This is a genomic window from Pseudomonas sp. GW823-FHT02C02, from assembly GCF_058797635.1.
In genome coordinates this window covers 57,987-77,584 of the sequence record NZ_JBXAJV010000021.1, presented here as the reverse complement: position 1 = coordinate 77,584, position 19,598 = coordinate 57,987, and the positions used below count along the sequence as shown (strand labels likewise).

Genomic DNA, 19,598 nt, shown 5'->3' with positions numbered 1-19,598 from the left:
AGACCCCACTTGGGAAGTCAGCTAATAGGTGGAGTATTGGGGAGTAATAGACAGAGTCTTTTACGGGTGTCGCGGGGAGGGCCCGCGTCTATCTGGAGCATAGACGCGGGTTTGCGGGGCTTGAACGGTTACTTTCGAACGTTCTGGTACAGCATCAACCGTGAGGTTTCATGCATGGCGCGGGTCAGCGCCGACAGGCGTTTGAACTCTTCAGGGTTTTTCTCGGCAACGTTGTCCCGTGGCGTCATCGAAGCCAGGTCGTGAAGGGTTGGCGAACTGCCGTCGTGCTCCATCTGCACCATGTAGTGTTGAGTCACGCCGGCAATCAGCGGGAATGTGCCCTCGCGCAATACCAGCGGCACCACGCGTTCACCCTCGCGCGCGGGCTGCTGGATATCACGGCCCATGCCGCTGTTGCGAAACTCAAGGCCGGCCATCCCCGCCACGGTGGGCAGCAGGTCCACCAGGCCGACCGCTTCCTTGACCTGGCGCGTCCCGATCAAGCCTGGTGCGTGGATGATCATCGGCACCGCGTTGCTCTCCAGGCCCAGTTGCTCGTAGGCCGGTGCCAGGAACGGGATCTGCGCGATACGGGTGTTGTGGTCGCCAAACATCACGAAGATGGTGTTTTCGTACCAGCCACCGGCCTTGGCGATTTCCATCAAGCGGCCGAGGTTGAAGTCCAGCAGGCGCACGGCGTTGTACTGCTCGACACTGCGCGATCCGGCGGCCTGCACTTCGGCCAGGGTAGGGTGCTTGACCTCGAAGCCGTCATTGCTTTTTGGGATCGTGAACGGACGGTGGTTGCCGGCCGTCTGCACATAGGCAAAGAACGGTTTGTCCTTGGGCAGTGCTTGCAGGATCTGGTCGGTTTCCTTGAACAGGTCCAGATCGGAAATACCCCAGACGTCCACCACCGGCGATTTCCAGTCCCGCTCTTCGAACAGACGCACGCCGTCGATGCTCTGCCGGATCAGGGCATTCATGTTGGCCCAGCCGGAGTTGCCGCCGATGGTGTAGATCTTCTCGTAACCGGTAAACGCATTGATCAGCGTGTTTTGCTGGGTGATCAGCGGATTACGCGTCGCGGTTTCCTGCCGCGTGACATCAGGCACCCCGCTGATGCTGGCCCAGACGGTTTTCGCGGTCCCCGTTACGGGTACGTAGAAGTGCTCGAAGAACCAGCTCTGAGTGGCCAGCCGATCGAGATTGGGCGTCGGATTGATCGGGTTGCCGTAGGCCCCGACAGCACTGGTGCCCAGCGATTCAAGCATGATGAACATCACGTTCGGGGGACGCGAGCCCGGGATTTTGTACGGTTGGGGGGCCTGGTGCCGCACGAAATCAAGGGTCTGCGGGTCGGGTTTGTCGACGCCCAGGTAGTTGGCCATGACCGCGTAATGTTCGCGCACTTGCGCCTCGTCATAACGCGATTGGCCGACTTTGCCCGTATCGTAGAGAAACAGCACCGGGTTCAGGCCGAGTGCGGCGATCTGGTTATTACCCGAGAAGAACGCATCGCTCCAGCGCAACGGAACGGGGTTTTCAAGGTTCATGTTTTCGACACGACCCAAAATGCCCAGCAGCACCAGGACGACCATCAACGCACCGCCCCACGTCGCGGAGAGCTTGCGAATGGCTTTGCTAGGGCGGTCCAGCGTGACGCGTTCCAGACGCACCAGGGCCAGTGTCACCAGCGCGATCGTTACCAGCCAGCCCAGTGAAATCCAGATTACCGGGTAAGTCTGCCAAACCATGTCGCGGGAGATCTGCGCATCCTCGATGAAGCGCAGCACGGTGGCGTTGATCCTCACGCCCAGGTAGGCGTAGTGGCCAAAGTCGATGATGTAGATCAGCAGCAAAACGCTCAGGGCGGCGACCAGATAGACGCGTGCGATACGGCGCAGCAGGCGGCTGCGGAGCAGGTTCCAGCGAGGCATCCAGGCCAGCAGCGCCAACGGCAACATGGTCAGGATGGCCAGGCGCAGATCGAAACTGAAGCCGATGCTCAGGGTTTCCCAGACGCCCTTTGTGTCGATCAGGGCTTTGGGTTCGAACCCGGAAAAGCCGAAGAAGAACGCCATCCTCAGCAGTGCAAACAGCACAAACGCAATCGCTGTAGCGCCTAGCCAATAATGTAAACGTCTCGAGTGCAGCCAACCCATCCTTGTTCCCCTGTTAAAAAGTTAAATCTCAAACGGATTTGAGTTCGTCGCTCACTGCACCGCGCCGCTTGCTTGAGCGGCGATAGGTCCAGCGCAGGGCAAGCGTCAGCAGTGCCCCGCAGCAATACAGACCCAACAGCGGATCAACCAGGTAATCCCAATAGTTTTGCGAAGGTTTGATCCCGGCGATGAAGGCCAGGGTAGCGCTGGCCAGCATCAAGACGGCCAGGCCATTGCGCAGGTAAAACAGGCCCAGCGTCAGCACTGCGAAGAAAATCAACATGGGGCGCGGGCTGTAGCCTAACCGATAGGGGTCCACATCACTCATGCCCAGAGTGGCCGGGTACAACACCAGGGCCATCGCGGCGAAGAGGATCAATACGCCGGTTTTGCCGCGTGCCGGTGGCAGCATGTCCAGTCGACGCAAGCAGCCCCACGCTATGAACACCAGGGTGGTGATCGCAAGGTCATCAATGTAGCTGCGCAAATACGCGGCCAACGACAAGCCGTCCGGCGAGAAGAAGCTGACGGCCAGCAAGGCGGCCAGCAGTGCGATCCGCCAGTTCCTGGACAAGCCGAACGACGGCAGCAGCAGGAAGATGATCATTGCGAAGCTGAGATGGGCTTGCCACAGGCTGATCATTTGAGGCGCTCGCTAAGCCATGCATCGTTAAAGGTGACGTGCTTGATGAAGGTGTTGTTCCAGGAATAAACCAAGTGATACATACCGTCAGGACTGCGGATGAAATACGGGTATTCGTATTCGAATTCACACCCCTGGTTTTTACAGACACGGTTGTCGAGGTTATCCAGGAACTCCGCTTCCAGTGAATGGCGGCGTGCGCCGCTGGAACCGCGGAATTCTCTGCCGATGATCTCCTTGTAGGCTTCGGGAGAAAATGGCGCGCCCAGTGGATCCGGGGATTTGTCCAGGTCGCGTAATGAGCGCCAATCGTCCATTTTGGCGTCGGTCCCATACAGGCTCAGCTTGAAGCGCCCCTCCTGCAGGTCGTTGAGCGCCACCAGCAACCCATGTTCGGGTGTTGCGACGGCAGCCAACGAGGAATTCGGATTCGAGGGGTCGAGCGGATAAGGTTCGCTCCAGGTTTGCCCGGCGTCTTCAGTGCGGGTCGCCAGGACACGGTGGTGGGTGTTGCCGGCATAACGCAGCAAGGCGATGCCGCGCTGGCCATCCAGCGGCACCACCGCGGGTTGCAATGAATTCATGCCGTGGCTGATGCGGAATTTGTCGATTACATCGCCGTCTGCGCTCAGGTAGAGGTACTCGGCAAACTTGCCCAGGAACTCATGATAGACCGGCAGGCCGATGGAACCGTCGGCATGAAACACCGGTGCCGACCGGACCAGGGTGCTGATGTTCAGAAAGGGCGAGGTGATCAGTTGGCGCGGAGCGGACCAATGTTCACCGAAGTCATCGGACACCATCACGTTGACCGCGCTACCGGCCCAGCCACCCATGGACACGGACACGTAGAACAACCACACCCGATTATCCGGCGCGAGCGCCACCACCGGGTTGCCCAGCTTGCGGATGTATTTTCGAGTGCCCTGTTGGGTCGAGTCCCGAGTGGCCAATACCTGTTCAGCACCCCATTCGCCGGTTTTCGAGTCGAACCGGGCGGAGCGCACCTGTACATCGGCTGCGCCTTCGCGGGAGCCAGCAAACCAGACCGTCATCAGACTGCCGTCGGGCAGTGCGGTGACCGCCGAGGAATGCACGAAATCCACCAACCCGGAGGAGGCGAAACGGCTGGTATAGATGGGCTTGGCCACTTTGCCGGCCACTGCCATCACGGGGCTGATCAGGGCAAAGGAAGAGTGCGTATTGGCAGGATTGGTGATCCACGCGGTCGCAAACAGGCAGGACAGTAGAAGGTAAGCACAGAAGGCAGGAAAACTGGGAAGTTTGATGCGCATGACTACGTTGGCATCTCATGGACCGATAAGGCGGCCAAACTAACACTCGTTAGTACACGATCGGGTTTTATGACTGGCTAAATTGTAAGCAGGTATTTGTAGCGGCCAGCCATGTCGTCGCGTTCAGTTTGATTGAGCGCCGGAGACTGTCGGGCCAGAGGGATTGTGGCGGGCTTGAGGTGAATTACGCCGTTGGTCGCAAAGGCTGGGGCGGTAACAGGGACGTCTTCGGAATATGTGCTGTTTGTTCCGGCCTCTTCGCGGGCAAGCCACGCTCCTACGGTTGACCTGCGTCGTTCACACAAGACGTGATCGACCCCTATCTCTGTGGAAGCGTGGTTTGCCCGCGAAGACAGCAGCACAGGCACAAACGCTTTTTCTGCTGAAACCTAGTGCTGTCTGTACGTCTGTAGGGTGAAGGCATTCCCTGCCGGGTCTTTACCCTCAAGCGTTATCTCATTGTCCTTGATCATCAGGATTTTGAGTTCGTCGGAAGCGCCGGACGCTAAGCCGTCGCTAAAGTTTGGCAAGGAGGGCCCGGCAAACTTGGCAACCAGCAAGGGGGAAATGGCTGTGCCGTTGATTACGTAAGACTTGGGAATTGATTTCATGTCAGCCAATGTGAACGAAAGCAGGCTGGAATCGGCCGTCCAGCTGCCGGCTCCGTTTACGCTGTACTCAAGCCGGTAAGGTTTGGCTTCAACGGTTCCGTCCACAAAGACAACGCCATTGACGTTGTACCGTCCGTTGCGGAAGTACTCCGTCATTCCCTTGAATTCGAACGTGCCGTTGGTGATCGGGTAGGTGTAATCGGTCGTCCAGCGACCTATGAAGCGGGGATTGTTGGGGTTGGTTTCGTGAAACGTGGCGTAAATCGTTGCAATGCCGCTTAGAACTGTCACCAGGGCCGCAAGCGCGAACCAGGCTTTAGTGGAGACTTTTTGTATAGCAGTGAAACTCATTGTGATGGATTCCATTCGATTGATTTGTCGTGCGCGGACGTCTTCCATGGGAGGTGGTGATACCGCACCCCGGTGTATTGGCCACCGGGACAGAAGTATAAAACTCAAGGCGCTAGAAGACACAAAAGCGCGAGCTCACGCAGTTTCATTTGCCGCGTCATCCGACCGAACCCGCTGCACGCGCGCGGTCACCCGCGGCACCTCCCCAGCGGCATCACGTTTCAACCATTCAGCCGGTGGACAGCCAATCACGTTGAGAAAAGTACGGGAGAAAGAAGCTTGCGAGCTGTATCCAACCGATGCGGCAACCACTTTGATCTGAACCCCGTCGCGTAGCAGGTCCTGGGCCACTTTCATCCGCCAGGCCGTCACGTAGCCCATTGGTGATGCACCCATGATCTGCGTGAAGTACGCAGAGAATTTCGACCGGGACATGTTCGCCAGGCCAGCAAGTTTCTCGACAGTCCACAGCGCCTCCGGCTCCTGGTGAACACGTTGGAAAACCGCCCCAAGTCGCCCATCCTGAAGCGCATAAAGCAGGCCGCTGGAAATCTTTTGCTCGACGACCGAACGGCGCACCAACACCACGAAAATGTACTCAAGCAACAGGTTGAGCGCTTTGGTTCTGCCGGGGGCCTGATCCTTGAATTCGGCAAGCAGTGAGCCGATCACGGGCGTGATGTTCTGCAGTTCACTGAACGGGAAAACCAGTGTTTCCTTGAGGCCCAGAGGGAAGGGTTGCAGGGCGTTGCGCCCGAACTGGAACGAGGCGCAGATTAGCTCGGCGCCGTGTGCCGAACTGGCGCGCAACTGGTAGCGGCAGCTGCTCGGGCAAAACAACACGCTGGGTTCGGTGATGGAAATCTTCGGCAGGCCGGGTTGCACCATGTCGATCCCGCCTTCACTGATGACATGGATGAACGCCATGCCAGGAGGCTTGTCGAGCACCAGCGTGCCATCGACCCTGCCAGAGAAGAACAGCCTGCCCTGAAGGTTGGTGCGTTCGAAGAATTCGGACAGGATATCCATGATAGAGACGACCGGGTAAAGACTCTGCACGTCCAGGCAAAAGCCGCGCAGGGCAGGGCAATAGGATGAAGTTCTCGCCGATGGTAGACAACGCCCCACCCGGGCGCCATGGCGCAGAGCGATTTTCCTGTTATCGACCGGAGTCCACTGTCATGAGCAACGATTCGAACCGCATCGCCCCCCAGTATGCAGACCCGGCAGAGCCTGCGCTGCCAGATCCCGGCATGAAGCTTGATCTCTCGCGGGCCGCGCTGGTGGTGATCGATCCGCAAATCGACTTCCTCAGCCCCGAAGGCGTGAGCTGGGGCGTGTTTGGAAAAAGCATCGTCGAGCACGATACCGTCAAGCACATCGGCCAGCTGTTTGCGGCCGCCAAGGGCGCGGGCATCACGGTCGCCGTTTCGCCGCACTACTACTATCCATGTGACCACGACTGGCATTTCGGCGGACCGCTTGAGAAGGTCATGCACAGTATCTGCATGTTTGATCGCAAGGGGCCGCTGACCCTCGACGGTTTCGAGAACTCCGGTGCCGACTTCATGCCCGAGTACAAGCCCTACATTCTCGACGGCAAAACCATCATCGCGTCACCGCACAAGGTGTACGGCCCGGAAACCAATGACCTGGCGTTGCAGCTGCGCAAGCACGGCGTGTCGCAAATCATTTTGGCGGGCATGGCGGCGAACCTCTGTGTCGAGTCGCACTTGCGTGAACTGCTGGAGCTTGGCTTCGAAGTGGCCGTGGTTCGGGACGCCACCGCCGGCCCGACGACTCCCGAGGGCGATGGCTACCTGGCAGCGCTGATCAACTATCGCTACATCGCCAATGCGTTGTGGAGTACGGCGCAAACGGTCGAGTTTCTTAAGGGGGAATAAGCTATGGCAATGGACTGCGTCTCACCATTGGGGCGCAGCCTTGAAAAACTGCCTTTGGTCGGTGCACCTGAACCGCTTTCACGATGGATTGATCCATTCTGAAAGAACTCTCGGGGGGCGCTGCCATGCACTCGTTTGCCAATCTGCTGACTCCGGCGCAAGAGCAAAAGCTGCGTGCGCTCAACACCTGGCATCTTGTCCTTGAGGACTTGAAGCTGCGCATGGAGTGCCCCGATGCGTATCACGAGGAACTGATTCGTCAGTCTGACGAGATGGATCGTCTGGGAATCGTGAGCTGGCAGGAATGGCGCGACCTCAGGGTTGAGGCCGATCAAGCGTACCTGCGCGCCATCGCGGGCGAGGATTATCACTGAGCACTAAGGAAGAGGAGCGGTTGATGAGCTTCGCCGGTGCACAGCTGAGGCTGAAGTTTGATTCGGTGTTAAACACGGAAAACGGGTTAAGTGCGATGTCGATCGTTGAAACAGTCGTCGATTATCTGCGTCAACAGTCGTTGCGGCTGACCACCGCAGAATCCTGCACGGCGGGCAGTATCATCACGCTGCTGGCCCAGGTGCCCGGCAGCGGTGAGCTGATTGAAAGCGGCTACGTGGTTTACTCACCCGAGGCCAAGCAACGCTTGCTCGCAGTCAGTGCAATCACTATCGAGACCTTTAATCTCACCAGCTGCGAAGTGGCTCGGGAAATGGCCATCGGCGCGCTGCGTGACAGCCCGGCCAACGTGGCGGTGTCCACGACAGGGCTGCTGGGGCCGGAGGATGTTGATGGTATTCCAGCCGGCACGGTTTGCTTTGCATGGGCCTTCATGGCAGGGCAGGAAATGGCGGTATTCAGCCGCAAGCAGCGATTTTCTGGCAGTCGGGAGTCCGTGCTTCAGCAGGCGTCGTTGTATGCTTTGAAAGAATTGCCGACGTTTCATCAGGCCATGCTCAACGGCGAGCGGGGTTAGATGATGAAAACTTCGGTGATCCCGTTCGAGTGAGTCGGGGTTCGATAGCATGAACAAAACCATCAGCGCTAACGATCTGGGCCCTGTTGGACGACGGGATGCCTCCGGATGTCCTGGTCGCTACCGCCAAGCGCATGGGCGCTCGATCAGAGGATCTGGAAGGGTTGCGGCTGGAGCTGTTGAAGACTATTCAACAAGGGGAAAATGTACCGGGTTTCGGGTTTTGCCGATCTTGTCGCTTCCATCAGACAGTGGCTGGCGGGGCCTTTTGTGGGCTGACTCAGGAACCTGGAGTCCGGCGAAATCGGTTTGATTGACAGGGAGCATCGATTGCCCGAAGACGTGAACGATTGACAGCGGTTTAACATTTCGACCATCAAAGGATTCCCCATGGGTTTAAGCAAACGCGATCAGGCACACATCGAGCGTCGCCTGATTGCCACCCTGACTGAGGCGTGTGAAACGGCCAAAGCGCACATCGTCGGCTTTGAATGGCTGACCCACGAAGTCGATTACGAGGAGTTTCCTTCCAGCCTGAGGATTGTCTGGGTTTTCGACACCCAGGCCAACAAGGATCAGGCGCTGGCGAGCGGGCAGGGCGAACGCATGGTCGAACTGACGGCTACAGCATTAAGCGAAGCGGATGTACACGTCAGATCGGTCGCGGCCCATGTGCAGTTTGATTCTGAAGAACAATGCCAGCGCGCCAATGGCGGCAATTGGCAGCAACGCCTGGCGCGCAAGCGCTAGCCCTGGAGCGAATCGGAAGCGTCAGCGCAGAATCAGGATCACGGCGCACCAAACATCATCGTCCAGTAAACCCCTTCATCACTGCGTGCGTCCGCTGCATACGCCGCGCCCACCTGGGTAAACATCGGGTTCATCAAGTTGGCGCAATGCCTGGGGCTGGCCAGCCAGCCTGCCATTGCCTTGCCCGGTGAGCTCTGCCCGGCGGCGATGTTTTCGCCGATCTGCCGACCTCGGTAACCGGCGGCTCTTGCTCGATCCGCCGGGCCATCACCGTCGGGGTCACGGTGTGCAAAGTAATTGCCATAGGCCATGGCCTTGCTGTGCCCTTGCGCTGCCGCGCCGAGGGCGGGGTTCCAGCTCAGCGGTCGTGCGGCGGGGTAGCGCTGACGACCGCACATCCGTGATTTGGCCCGGGCGGCATTGACCTGCGCCAACAGCCCCTTGCTCGCCGCACGCGAATCACCCACACGGCTATCGAGAACGGGTTGCGCCAGCACGATCTGCCACTCGCTTCGGGCTCGACTGACGCCAATGTCGGCGTACTGGTTATCCAGCAGCGCCCCGCAGTATTCGTCCTGAAACAGGTCAAACGCTTCGTCGGCGTCCTGCGCGCCTACCACACGCAGGGTGCGCACCGTCACCGCTGCATAGCCTGAAGCCTTCAATCGATCGCGCAAACCGCCGCCATAGCCAATCGGCAACGCCAGGTTCGACTTCAATGACAGCGGGGCCAAACGTTGGGCCGGGCGCCTGTCGCAACGTTGCGGGTGGGCGCGGTAGTCGTTGATGGCTTCCACCAGTTGCCGTTCACCGCTGGCATAAGCAGGACTGGCAAACAAAGCAAGCAAAGGCATGAAACAGAGCGAGACAAAACGCAAGGCAAGGCGAGGTTGGCGCATGGGACGGCAGCTCTGATGAGATGACAGCGGCAATGGGAATTCACGGCTCGGCTAAGACTTGCGTTCAGGCACTAGGTTCAGGCGTGAAGAGGGGAAATTTGCGCTGGAGACAGCGGCGGTGACTACCGCATGTCGCAAAACACTGAAAGTCCGGTGTCAGGCATCAAAGAGTGGCGGGCGCCGCCGATAACGTGTTCATAAAAGCGACGTACCGAGAGGGCTACCCCATGTCTATAAAATTACGTTTGTTGCTGCTGATTGGTACGAGCTTGCTCACCGCGCTGATCGTGAGCCTGGTCAGTTACGTGGGAAACACCCGGATGGCCGAAGCGGTGAAGGACAACGAGGTCAGCTTGACCGCGCTGCGCAATCACCTCGAAGCCGACATGATGCACGACGCACTGCGCGCCGATGTGCTGTCCGCGATGGTGGTCGGACTGGGCAAAAGCACCAGCAGCAAAGCCGAGGTGCACAGCTCCATCGAGGAGCATGCGGCGCATTTTCGTGAAGTGCTGGGTGAAAACCTCCAGTTGCCGGTCAACGACACCATCAAGGCGGGGTTGAACAAGGTCAAGCCGAGCCTCGACACCTACATCAGCGCCGCCGAGCGCATTGTCGGTCTGGCGCTGGAAAATCCGGATTCCGCGCAAAAGGAACTCGGCACGTTCAATACCGCGTTCAGCCAACTGGAAGACCAGATGGCAGCCCTCAGCGAGGTGATCGAAACCAGCACCCAACAGACCAGTAAAAACACCGAGCAGGCCATCAGCAGCGCCAACTTCACGCTGGGTATCGTGCTGATCGCCAGCCTGTTGTTACTGCTGATCCAGGGACGCTGGGTGATTTCGAGCATCATGGGGCCGTTGCAGACCGCCAGCCGCATTGCCCAAAGCATCGCCCATGGCAACCTCAGCGAGCCGATTGTCGAACCGACCCACAATGACGAAGCGAGCGCCTTGATCCGCAGCCTGGCGACCATGCAGCGTGACTTGCGCGGCATGATCGAGGTGGTTCGCAGCAATGCGCATGGCGTCAGCGGCATGAGCGTGCAGTTAAGCAGTGGCTGCCATCAGGTCGCGGACAGCAGCCAGCAGCAAAGCGTCGCCGCCAGCACCATGGCCGCTGCCGCCAGTGAAATGACCGCCAGCATCGAGGAAGTCACCCGTCACGCCGAACGCGCACTGAACATGGCCAACCAGGCCGAAGCATTGGCCAAAGACGGTGGTCGGGTGATTCATCAGGTGGTCAATGACATGGACGGCATTGCGCGTTCGGCGCAGCAGTCAGCCCAGGTGATCCGCACGCTGGACAAGGAGTCCGAGGGGATTTTCAGCATCATTCAGGTGATCAAGGGCATCGCCGATCAAACCAACCTGCTGGCCCTCAACGCCGCCATCGAAGCTGCTCGTGCCGGTGAACAGGGCCGTGGATTTGCCGTGGTGGCCGACGAAGTCCGCAGTCTCGCAGGACGCACCAGTGCCTCCACGCAGGAAATTGCCAGCATGGTCGCGCGCATCCAGCAAAGCACCCGCGAGGCGGTGACCAGCATGGAGGCGGGCGTTGCGCAGGTCGACAAAGGCATGGCCGTGACCGCCGACGTCGAGCGCGCGATCCGTGAAATCCTCGAAGCCACGCTCAATACCACTGAGCTGGTGAATGACATCACTCGCACGATCGGCGAGCAGAGCCTGGCCAGTAACGAAATTGCCCAACAGGTGGACATGATTGCCGGGATGTCGGAGGGCAACAGCAAGATTATTGGCCAGACGGCTTCGACGACTGATGAGCTGTCGACCTTGGCGGGCAAGCTGTCGCAGTCGGTGGATCGGTTTCGGCTTTGAGGCTTGTGCGCTGATCCATTGATTCTTGGTGATATTGAAGGCCTCTTCGCGAACAGGCCCGCTCCTGCATGGGGTCTGCTTCGAACACAGATCCTGTGTTCAATGAAGATCCCATGCAGGAGCGAGCCTGCTCGCGAATGCGCCAGATCAGACAGCGCAGAACCTATCCCTTAAAGATATTTATCCGTCACCGCACCCTCCGAAGCACTGGACACAGTCTTCGCATACTTGGCCAACACCCCGCGTTTGTATTTGGATTCCGGCCGCACCCAACGGGTCTTGCGCTCGGCCAATTCCGCGTCTGAAACATCCACCGTAATCTGCCGGGTCTCAGCATCGATGGTGATCCTGTCGCCATCTTCAATCAGCGCAATCGGCCCGCCGTCAAAGGCTTCCGGCGTGATATGCCCCACCACAAAACCATGGGAACCACCGGAGAAGCGGCCGTCGGTGATCAGCGCGACATCCTTGCCCAGCCCTTTGCCCATGACTGCCGACGTCGGCGAGAGCATTTCGCGCATGCCCGGCCCTCCCTTGGGGCCTTCGTAGCGAATGACGATGACGTCGCCGGCCCGGACTTCGCCATTGAGAATCCCGGTCAACGCGCCTTCTTCACCGTGATACACGCGCGCCGTGCCTTCAAAGCGCAAACCTTCCTTGCCAGTGATCTTGGCCACCGCGCCCGTCGGCGAGAGGTTGCCGCGCAGCACCACCAGATGAGAGTCCTTTTTGACCGGCTGATCGAACGGCAGAATCACGTCCTGGCCTTCGGGGTAGTCGGGCACGTTTTCCAGGTTCTCGGCCAGGGTCTTGCCGGTCACCGTCAACACATCGCCGTGCAGCATGCCGGCCGCGAGCATGCGTTTCATCAGCGGCTGGATGCCGCCGATGGCCACCAGCTCGCTCATCATGTATTTGCCGCTGGGACGCAGGTCGGCCACTACCGGAGAGATCTTGCCCAGCTCGACAAAATCATCCAGCGTCAGTTCGACATCCACGGCATGCGCCATGGCTAAAAGGTGCAGCACGGCATTGGTCGAGCCGGCGAGGGCGATCACCACGCGGATGGCGTTCTCGAATGCCTTGCGGGTCATGATATCGCGCGGTTTGAGGTCCAGCTTGAGCAGCTCCATGACCTGCCGGCCGGCGCGGAAACTGTCCGAGGCTTTATCGCTGCCGACGGCGTCCTGGGAGCTGGAACCGGGCAGGCTCATGCCCAAAGCCTCAATGGCCGAGGCCATGGTGTTGGCCGTGTACATGCCGCCGCAGGAGCCGGGGCCGGGGATCGCCACTTCCTCGATCTGCTTGACCTGAATCTCGTTGATGTCACCCCGGGCGTGCTGACCCACGGCCTCGAACACGGAAATGATGTCGGTGTGGCCAGCGCCCGGGCGGATGGTGCCACCATAGACGAAGATCGACGGGCGATTCAGCCGCGCCATCCCGATCAGGCACCCCGGCATGTTCTTGTCGCAACCGCCCACGGTCACCAACCCGTCGAAGCCTTCGCAACCGGCCACCACTTCGATGGAGTCGGCGATCACTTCCCGCGACACCAGCGAATACTTCATGCCTTCGGTGCCGTTGGCGATGCCGTCGGAAATGGTGATTGTGTTGAAAATGACGCCCTTGGCGCCCGCGGCATTCGCGCCTTTTTCGGCCTCGATGGCCAGCTTGTCGATGTGCATGTTGCACGGCGTGACCATCGCCCACGTCGAGGCGATGCCGATCTGCGGTTTCTTGAAGTCTTCATCCGTGAAGCCCACGGCCCGCAGCATGGAACGGCCGGGCGCGCGCTCCACGCCGTCGACCACTTGAGAGGAGTACTTACGCAAATTGTCTTTGTCGCTCATGACGTTCCCTTCTATCCAGATCGCTGGCCCGACCGGTGTGGCCCGAAGCAACGCATAGAGTCTAGACCCGGCGGCGACAAAAATCAGTTTGCTAATCCAGCGATCCCGCACACACCGCCCGAAGACATCCGCGCAACCACTGGTGCGCGGCATCGGCGTCCATTCGCGGGTGCCAGAGCATTGAAACGGTGATCACTGGCGTGGCGAGCGGAAGGGGAAAACTGTGGAGGCCGGCGCGCAGCGTGTGGGTGTGGCGTTCGGGCACCGTCGCGATCAGGTCCGAGGCCCGGGCCAACGCCAGGGCCGCGGAAAAACCGCCGACGATGGTGACGATCTCACGGGTCAGTCCAAGCGTGTCCAACGCATCATCCATTGGCCCTTGGTCCCGTCCGCGCCGCGAGACCAGGACATGCCGGCCGGCCGCATACCGGGCGGGCGTGATCTTGCCCTTGCTCAGTGGATGCCCCGGCCGTACCACGCCGATGAAACGGTCCTGGTACAACGCGCGGGTACGCACTTCCGGGCTGGTGGTGTCCGCCACAACGCCGGTTTCCAGATCGACCGTGCCGTCCCGCAGCAAGGTGCTGTCCTGGTTCAGTTTCTGCAAAAAGTGCAGCCGTACCCCCGGTGCTTCTTCGCTGAGGCGAGCAATCAACGCCGGCCCGAAGTTTTCTACAAAGCCGTCGCTGGTGCGCAGGGTGAAGGTGCGTACCAAGTGCTTGAGGTCGAGCTGCTCGGCGGGGCGCAGTACCGCTTCGGCGTGCTGCACCAGTTGGCTGACGTGTTCGCGCAGTTCCAGTGCCCGGGGTGTCGGCACCAGGCCGCGTCCGGCGCGGACCAGCAGGGGATCGCCGGTGGTTTCACGCAGTCGCGCCAGCGCCCGGCTCATGGCCGACGGGCTCAGCCGCAGTCGTTGGGCGGCACGCGCCACACTGCCTTCTGTGAGCAGCGCATCGAGGGTAATCAGCAGGTTCAGGTCGGGAGTCGTCATGCTTTAACGTTAGCACGGCCGGATGGTGACATGGCGTTGTGTGCAGGTATCAAGTGCAAACGGTGCGTCTTCCGCCTTGTCAGGCGCCGGCATACGCTGAAGGTCTACAGTTCACAAGTGAGCCCTACCATGAAACTTATCGCATCCTCCGGTTCGGTCCGCTGGGCGTTGGCCAGCCTCTCGCTGTCGATGCTGATGCCTTCGCTCGACACCAGCATCGCCAATGCAGGCTTGCCCACCTTGTCCCAGGCACTGGACGCTTCATTCCAGCAAGTGCAGTGGATCGTCCTGGCCTATCTGCTCGCGATAACCACCTTGATCGTCAGTGTTGGACGTTTGGGCGACATCGTCGGTCGTCGCCGCTTGATGCTCGCCGGCATCGCCATTTTTACGTTGGCTTCGCTGGCGTGCGGCCTGGCGCCGTCGCTGGGGTGGCTGGTCGCCGCCCGGGCCGTGCAAGGTCTGGGCGCCGCGATCATGTTGGCGCTCACCGTGGCGTTGGTCGGTGAGACGGTGCCCAAGGCGCAGACCGGCAGCGCCATGGGATTGCTCGGCACGGTGTCGGCGATCGGCACGACGCTGGGGCCGTCGCTCGGCGGTGTGTTGATTTCCGGCTTCGGCTGGCAGGCGATTTTCCTGGTCAACCTGCCGCTGGGTGTTTTGAACGCTGTGCTCGCCTATCGCTATTTGCCCGCCGATCGCCAAGCGCCGAAGGTTCAGCGCGGTGCATTCGATCTGCTCGGCACGCTGGTGCTGGCCCTGACGCTCGGTGCGTATGCGCTGGCCATGACATGGGGCGAAGGCGATTGGGGGGCGCTGAACCTTGCGTTATTGCTCATCGCTGTTGCCGGGGCAGGCGTTTTCCTGTTCGTCGAGGCGACAGCTGCATCGCCTCTGATCAAACTGGCGCTGTTGCGTGATCGGGGATTGAGGACGAGCCTGGCCATGAGCATGCTCGTCTCGACGGTGATGATGGCGACGCTGGTGGTCGGGCCGTTTTATCTCTCGGGCGCACTCGGTTTGAATGCCGCGTTGGTCGGGCTCGCGTTGTCCGTCGGTCCGCTGGTGGCTGCATTGGCTGGCGTCCCTGCAGGTCGCCTGGTGGATCGTTTAGGCGCCCGGCGCATGACGGTGGCGGGGCTCGTCGCGATGGCGCTCGGCGCGTGCGTGTTGTCGCTGATCCCGGCGCGTGTCGGCATCATCGGCTACCTCGCGCCGATTGCAGTGATGACTGCCAGTTATGCGCTGTTCCAGGCGGCAAACAACACGTTGATCATGACCGATGTGAGCCAGGATCAGCGCGGTGTCATTGCCGGACTGTTGAGCCTGTCGCGCAATCTCGGCCTCATCACCGGCGCCTCGGTCATGGGCGCGGTGTTTGCGCTGGCGTCCTCGACGCCCGACATCACCCATGCAGCCCCGGAAGCGGTCGCCCACGGCATGGCGATCACCTTTGCGGTCGCGGCGGGGCTGATTGGCCTGGCGTTCGCCATTGCGTTGCCCGCGCTGAAAAGAGAACCCGTGGTGGCGTAACGCAGAAGAAAAAAACGCCCGCCAAAAAAACGGGTTGGCGGGCGTTTGGGAAGCGTTATTCAGGAACTGAAAAAGCCCCTTGTAGACGTCTTGCTGTTCACCTGAGCGTGGAGCTTTTGTGGTGAGGGGCTTTGTTGTCGAGCATTGAATGGGTGTTCGATCAGCGGCAGGCGTAGCAGAAGTCCGAGTTCGTGTCGGAACCGAAGTCAAAGCCACCGTCGGCAACACGGTTCTGCATCAAACGATCAGACCCGCCTTCCGCTACACGCGTACCGCGCATATTGCTGTTGGCACCGTAGGCAAGGCTGTTCTGCTTCAGATGATCGGAGCCATCCGATGCCAGTTGCCGTTCTTTCAAGCGGTCAGCACCGCCCTCGGCAAGGTGTTGGTCAGCGGGTTTATCAGCGGCGTGTTGGACCAAAGGGGCCGTTGCATCCCGATCTCCGCCTGCCCGGCTGCCGCCGGCAGCGCCAGCGTGTGGTTCGGCGATCCGACGTCAGCGTCGAATTGACTTGAGCCTGGACGTTTTTGGGTCCGGTCAAGCCTTGGCATTTGACGTCTGTATCTTAAACAGAGGCGAAATTACGTCACTTATGCCTAGGTTGTTTCGAAGGGATATATAGGTGTTAAGGATTCACCCACAGGTATGACTTGCAACAGCAAGCGGATTCTGAATCGTTACCGCGTGATGCAACGAATGCCGGCCCAGGGCCTCATATGAAAAGGACGGGTCCATCGGTGCAGGTACGCATGGGATGGCCACGCGCACTTTTTCCCCGACAACAGGTGATTGCTTTTATGACCGCGGCTGACAAAAACCATGTGACCTGGCTGGTTGAACAATCGATGCTGCATGCCGCCAGGCAGCGGGCCAAGCTCTATTCGGGGCAAGGTCGACTGTGGCAACAGCCTTACGCCCATACCCGGCCCCGTGATGCTTCCGCCTTGGCCTCGGTGTGGTTCACCGCCTACCCGGCGTCCATCGTCACCCGCGAAGACGGCAGCGTGCTGGAAGCCCTGGGCGATGAAACCTTATGGCATGCCCTGTCGAAAATCGGCATCCAGGGCATTCACAACGGGCCGCTGAAAATGTCGGGCGGCCTGACAGGCACCCAACGCACGCCGACCATTGACGGCAATTTTGACCGCGTCAGTTTCGAGATCGACCCGGAACTGGGCACCGAGGCGCAGCTCCAGGCGCTGGTGCGCATGGCCGCCGCGCACAATGCGGTGATCATCGATGACGTGATCCCTTCGCACACCGGCAAAGGCGCAGACTTCCGCCTGGCCGAGATGGCCTATGAAGACTATCCGGGCCTCTACCACATGGTCGAAATCCGCGAAGAGGACTGGCCGTTGCTGCCGGACATCGCCGATGGCCGGGATGCGCAAAATCTCAGTCCGCTGCAGGTCGACGTGCTCCGGGACAAGCACTACATCGTCGGCCAGTTGCAACGGGTGATTTTCTTCGAACCCGGGGTCAAGGAGACCGACTGGAGCGCGACGCCAATCGTGATCGGCGTCGATGGCAAGCCGCGACGCTGGGTCTATCTGCATTACTTCAAGGAAGGGCAGCCGTCGCTGAACTGGCTGGACCCGACCTTCGCCGCGCAGCAGATGATCATCGGCGATGCGCTGCACGCCATTGACGTCATGGGCGCGAAAATCCTGCGCCTGGACGCCAACGGATTCCTCGGCGTGGAGCGCAAGCTCGACGGTACGGCCTGGTCTGAAAGCCACCCGTTATCGATCACCGGTAACCAGCTGCTGGCCGGGGCGATCCGCAAGGCCGGCGGTTTCAGTTTCCAGGAGCTCAACCTGACCGTCGACGACATCGCCAACATGTCCCACGGCGGCGCCGACCTTTCCTATGACTTCATCACCCGACCGGCCTACCAGCACGCGCTGTTGATGGGCGACACCGAGTTCCTGCGCTTGATGCTGCGGCAGATGCACACCCTCGGCATCGACCCGGGGTCGCTGATCCATGCCTTGCAAAACCACGACGAACTGACCCTGGAGCTGGTGCATTTCTGGACGCTGCACGCCCATGACACCTACCTCTATCAGGGCCAGAGCTTCCCGGGCAACATCCTGCGTGAACACATTCGCGAGCAGATGTACGAACGTCTGGCGGGCGAGCACGCGCCCTACAACCTGAAATTTGTCACCAACGGCGTGTCTTGCACCACTGCCAGCATCATCACGGCAGCGCTGGGGATTCGTGATCTCGACGCAATCACCGAGGCGGACATCCAACAGATTCGCCAGGTGCATTTGCTGTTGGTGATGTACAACGCCATGCAACCGGGCGTGTTTGCGCTGTCCGGCTGGGACCTGGTCGGCGCGCTGCCGTTGCCGGCGGAACAGGTTGAGCATTTGATGGGTGACGGCGACACGCGCTGGATTCATCGTGGCGCCTACGACCTGGTGGACCTCAATCCGGACGCACCGCTGTCCGCAGGGCAAATGCCACGGCCGAAAACTTTGTACGGCAGCCTGCCCAGCCAGTTGAAGGACTCCGATTCGTTCGTCTCGCAACTCAAGAGGATCCTCGCCGCGCGCCGCGCTTACGATATCGCCGCCAGTCGGCAGATCCTGATTCCCGATGTCCAGCACCCGGGCCTGCTGGTCATGGTCCACGAATTGCCGGCCGGTAAAGGCACGCAAATCACTGCGCTGAACTTCGGCTCGACGCCGATCACCGAAACCTTGCACCTGCCCAATATTGCGCCGGGCCCGGTGGTCGACATCATCAACGAGCGAGTCGAAGGTGATCTCACGCCTGAGGGTGATTTCACCATTACCCTGGACGCCTACGAAGGGTTGGCACTGCGCGTCGTGAGCACTTCGCCGATGATTTGAGGGCGTTGGCAGGCGTCAGGGAACAAGGCCATAGACAGGCGTTGTTCACAGCGCATCGCCAAGTAATTTCAGGTATTCGGGACTTTCGGAAATGGAATTGTGGCCCGCCCCCGGTACGACTCGCAGCGTGGCCACGCCTTTGGCGAAATGCGTGTAGAGCAGCTCGGTGCTTGAACGCGGTATGACTTCATCGTGCTCCGCCGCGATCAGCAACGTCGGTATCGTGATGTGCGCCGCGTACTTCCACGATTCAAAGCGCTCCTGCAGCAACCACTTCACCGGAAACCACGGGAACTGGCGCACGGCGAGGTCTTCCAGGCTGTTGTAGGGCGTAATCAGGATCAGGCTCGAGGCCGGCCGCTGGCTGGCGAGGCGCACGGCGACCCCCGAACCGAGGCTGCGTCCGACCACGGCGATGTGCGGATGAGTATCGTAGACCTTGTCAAACAAGGTCATGGCATCGCGCTGAATTGACTCCTCCGAAGGCGAGCCGGAGCTTCCCCCGAAACCTCGATAGTGCAGCAGATAGATCGCATGCTCCGGAAAAGCCTGGGCGAACCCTGGCAGGTTGCGAGAAACATCCTCGGCATTGCCGCCGAAATAGATTAACGCCTTCGGCCCGTCGTGGGGCCTGATCGACACCGCCACGTCCACATCGTCCACCGTCAGCTTGAGCAGCGTTTCGGGCGTCTCGATGGCGCTGGGCTGCGGGAAGTAGATGAGCGCGCGCTGAAACACGAACAGCGCTGCACAGAGCGCCAGGTACAACGCGGCCGGGATGACGACGATTAACACCAGGGTTCGTGGCATTCGGCTAACTTTAGTGGGCGACATTGACGGCTCTGGGCTGAGAAACCCAATCCACTGGGTCGGAGCCAGAGTTTAGTTCATCGGTAGTGGGGCACACCAAGTCCGGCTACAGAGGAG

The 19,598-nt window shown here is 60.1% G+C and carries 17 protein-coding genes and 1 pseudogene; 9 read left to right on the top strand and 9 right to left on the bottom strand.

Annotated features, from left to right (window positions below):
* Positions 1-128: 128 nt before the first annotated feature.
* The 5 genes from AC1ROI_RS28910 to AC1ROI_RS28890 all read right to left on the bottom strand — a co-directional run bounded on the left by AC1ROI_RS28910 (position 129) and on the right by AC1ROI_RS28890 (position 6,094).
* Positions 129-2,165 carry an LTA synthase family protein gene (locus AC1ROI_RS28910; protein ID WP_102594473.1) on the bottom strand — a complete coding sequence of 679 codons (2,037 nt, stop codon included), beginning with the start codon at positions 2,163-2,165 and terminating at the stop codon, positions 129-131.
* 28 nt (positions 2,166-2,193) lie between these two features.
* The gene (locus tag AC1ROI_RS28905) at positions 2,194-2,808 is read right to left on the bottom strand and encodes a hypothetical protein (protein ID WP_102594472.1); all 615 of its coding nucleotides are present in this window, start codon (positions 2,806-2,808) and stop codon (positions 2,194-2,196) included.
* Positions 2,805-4,103, bottom strand: coding sequence for a sialidase family protein (locus AC1ROI_RS28900; RefSeq protein WP_102594471.1), 1,299 nt, complete (start codon positions 4,101-4,103; stop codon positions 2,805-2,807). Before AC1ROI_RS28900 ends, AC1ROI_RS28905 begins: the two co-directional genes overlap by 4 nt.
* A gap of 389 nt (positions 4,104-4,492) precedes the next feature.
* A complete protein-coding gene (locus AC1ROI_RS28895) occupies positions 4,493-5,065 on the bottom strand; it encodes a hypothetical protein (RefSeq protein ID WP_102616858.1) in 573 nt (190 codons plus the stop codon).
* Between the two features lie 135 nt (positions 5,066-5,200).
* Complete coding sequence (locus tag AC1ROI_RS28890; protein ID WP_083376451.1) at positions 5,201-6,094, bottom strand: AraC family transcriptional regulator; 894 nt, start codon at positions 6,092-6,094, stop codon at positions 5,201-5,203.
* A 152-nt stretch (positions 6,095-6,246) separates the two neighbouring features.
* On the opposite strand from AC1ROI_RS28890, the gene AC1ROI_RS28885 reads away from it, so the two are divergent.
* The 4 genes from AC1ROI_RS28885 to AC1ROI_RS28870 all read left to right on the top strand — a co-directional run bounded on the left by AC1ROI_RS28885 (position 6,247) and on the right by AC1ROI_RS28870 (position 8,689).
* A complete protein-coding gene (locus AC1ROI_RS28885; RefSeq protein WP_102594469.1) occupies positions 6,247-6,969 on the top strand; it encodes a cysteine hydrolase family protein in 723 nt (240 codons plus the stop codon).
* 125 nt (positions 6,970-7,094) lie between these two features.
* Positions 7,095-7,343, top strand: coding sequence for a hypothetical protein (locus AC1ROI_RS28880; protein ID WP_102594468.1), 249 nt, complete (start codon positions 7,095-7,097; stop codon positions 7,341-7,343).
* Positions 7,344-7,438: 95 nt separating this feature from the next.
* Complete coding sequence (locus AC1ROI_RS28875; RefSeq protein WP_077749509.1) at positions 7,439-7,939, top strand: CinA family protein; 501 nt, start codon at positions 7,439-7,441, stop codon at positions 7,937-7,939.
* 390 nt (positions 7,940-8,329) lie between these two features.
* The gene (locus AC1ROI_RS28870) at positions 8,330-8,689 is read left to right on the top strand and encodes a hypothetical protein (RefSeq protein ID WP_077749483.1); all 360 of its coding nucleotides are present in this window, start codon (positions 8,330-8,332) and stop codon (positions 8,687-8,689) included.
* A gap of 38 nt (positions 8,690-8,727) precedes the next feature.
* Here the strand turns inward: AC1ROI_RS28870 and AC1ROI_RS28865 are convergent, their stop codons facing one another.
* Positions 8,728-9,588 carry a CAP domain-containing protein gene (locus AC1ROI_RS28865; protein ID WP_102594467.1) on the bottom strand — a complete coding sequence of 287 codons (861 nt, stop codon included), beginning with the start codon at positions 9,586-9,588 and terminating at the stop codon, positions 8,728-8,730.
* A gap of 227 nt (positions 9,589-9,815) precedes the next feature.
* Between AC1ROI_RS28865 and AC1ROI_RS28860 the strand changes: the two are divergent.
* Positions 9,816-10,571 (top strand): annotated as a pseudogene (locus AC1ROI_RS28860) (HAMP domain-containing protein); the annotation flags it as partial.
* Positions 10,566-11,429 (top strand): methyl-accepting chemotaxis protein, encoded by an 864-nt coding sequence (locus AC1ROI_RS28855; RefSeq protein WP_404940322.1) that lies wholly within the window; start codon positions 10,566-10,568, stop codon positions 11,427-11,429. The pseudogene AC1ROI_RS28860 and the gene AC1ROI_RS28855, both read left to right, overlap by 6 nt.
* Positions 11,430-11,599: 170 nt before the next feature.
* On the opposite strand, the gene ilvD is transcribed toward AC1ROI_RS28855, so the two are convergent.
* Positions 11,600-13,282, bottom strand: coding sequence for a dihydroxy-acid dehydratase (ilvD, locus tag AC1ROI_RS28850; RefSeq protein WP_102594466.1), 1,683 nt, complete (start codon positions 13,280-13,282; stop codon positions 11,600-11,602).
* A 91-nt stretch (positions 13,283-13,373) separates the two neighbouring features.
* Entirely contained in the window at positions 13,374-14,273 is a 900-nt protein-coding gene (locus AC1ROI_RS28845; protein WP_102594465.1) for a LysR family transcriptional regulator, read from the bottom strand.
* Between the two features lie 129 nt (positions 14,274-14,402).
* Here AC1ROI_RS28845 and AC1ROI_RS28840 point away from each other — a divergent pair, with 129 nt between their 5' ends.
* The 3 genes from AC1ROI_RS28840 to treS all read left to right on the top strand — a co-directional run bounded on the left by AC1ROI_RS28840 (position 14,403) and on the right by treS (position 18,671).
* The gene (locus tag AC1ROI_RS28840) at positions 14,403-15,806 is read left to right on the top strand and encodes an MFS transporter (protein ID WP_102594464.1); all 1,404 of its coding nucleotides are present in this window, start codon (positions 14,403-14,405) and stop codon (positions 15,804-15,806) included.
* Positions 15,807-15,954: 148 nt separating this feature from the next.
* Entirely contained in the window at positions 15,955-16,317 is a 363-nt protein-coding gene (locus AC1ROI_RS28835) for a hypothetical protein (protein ID WP_156375903.1), read from the top strand.
* Positions 16,318-16,604: 287 nt separating this feature from the next.
* Positions 16,605-18,671 carry a maltose alpha-D-glucosyltransferase gene (gene treS, locus AC1ROI_RS28830; RefSeq protein WP_083376456.1) on the top strand — a complete coding sequence of 689 codons (2,067 nt, stop codon included), beginning with the start codon at positions 16,605-16,607 and terminating at the stop codon, positions 18,669-18,671.
* Between the two features lie 45 nt (positions 18,672-18,716).
* Here treS and AC1ROI_RS28825 read toward each other — a convergent pair whose 3' ends face one another.
* Positions 18,717-19,505, bottom strand: coding sequence for an alpha/beta hydrolase (locus tag AC1ROI_RS28825; RefSeq protein ID WP_102594462.1), 789 nt, complete (start codon positions 19,503-19,505; stop codon positions 18,717-18,719).
* Positions 19,506-19,598 lie beyond the last annotated feature (93 nt).